Origin of the sequence: Parendozoicomonas verongulae, from assembly GCF_009711465.1 — a bacterium.
Classification (GTDB): domain Bacteria; phylum Pseudomonadota; class Gammaproteobacteria; order Pseudomonadales; family Endozoicomonadaceae; genus Sansalvadorimonas; species Sansalvadorimonas verongulae.
The window spans coordinates 1-1,245 of record NZ_SMME01000532.1 but is presented as its reverse complement, the minus strand read 5'-3'; the positions used below and the strand labels follow the sequence as shown (position 1 = coordinate 1,245).

1 protein-coding gene is annotated in these 1,245 nt (G+C 45.4%); it reads left to right on the top strand.

Annotation, left to right across the window (positions count from 1 at the left end; all coding sequences use genetic code 11):
* The first annotated feature begins 81 nt into the window (after positions 1-81).
* Positions 82-1,200, top strand: a complete 1,119-nt coding sequence (locus E1189_RS01335; protein WP_155158307.1) for an ankyrin repeat domain-containing protein — start codon at positions 82-84, stop codon at positions 1,198-1,200.
* Positions 1,201-1,245: the final 45 nt, after the last annotated feature.

Here is a 1,245-nt window from a genome sequence, read left to right as displayed (position 1 = left end):
GGGACTCGAATAACTTGATATCTTCCTTATTAATTGCCATACCCTCTCTGTCTTGAGTCATGATGGGTTGTGGTGTGAATTATGTTAAGGACTCATGAGAAGCAGCGCTGGATCTACACCAGTTTTTTCCTCCTGTTGTTGGGGGTTTGTACAAATGTATTAGCTAAGGGTGAATGCGAAGCAGAGCTGAGTGTGAAGTTGAAGAATGAATATGGTGAACATGATTTTCTGGCGGCGTGTCGTGAAGGCAACATAGAAGCGGTGCAGTTTTTTCTGGATCAAGGCGAGTTTGATATTAACAAACAGTTCATTAGGAGACTGCCTGGCACACGAATTCACAGTTTTCATCACGGTCTTTATTTTGCGGCTCAGAATGGCCATGACAAGGTAGTTAAGATTCTAGTGGACGCAGGGGCAAAGCTTAATCAACAAATAAACAACGGTGCCACGCCTTTGTACATAGCGGCTGAGAAGGGCCATGCCGAGGTGGTTCAGATTTTAGTGGACGCAGGGGCAAAGCTTAATCAACAAACAATCGACAGTGCCACGCCTTTGTTCATAGCGGCTCAGCAGGGCCATGCTGAGGTGGTTCAGATTTTAGTGGACGCAGGGGCAAAGCTTAATCAACAAACAAACGACGGCGCCACGCCTTTGTACATAGCGGCTCAGAATGGCCATGCCGAGGTGGTTCAAATTTTAGTGGGCGTCGAGGGAGTGGACGTTAACCAAACATGGAACGATGCCACACCTGTGTTCAGAGCAGCTAAGAATGGCCATACCAAGGTGGTTCAGATTTTAGTGAACGTCGAGAGAGTGGACGTTAACCAAACATGGAACGATACCACGCCTTTGTTTCAAGCAGCTAAAAAAGGCTATGATGAGATTGTTAAAATTTTGCTCGATGCTGGAGCGGATCTAACATTAAAACGGCACTTTAGCCTGTTTGACATTTTTGCTGAAACGCCACTGACTATTGCAAAACGCATGAGATCTGCCCACTCCGACCATGACTCTCCCTTGTTTCTAAAATATACAAAAATCATTGAGCATCTCGAACAGGCAGAGCATGAACGTAAAAAACGTTATCCAGCTTCTCGGCGTAAAAAATGGACAAGGCCTATTGAAGTTCCCTCTCAATCACAAGTGTCTATTGAAATGTCCAGACTCAACTTACAGGGCGATTCAGGGAAAGCAACTTAATGATCTGACGAAGCAGTCAGAAGACGCATGACCACTGTGTAGATA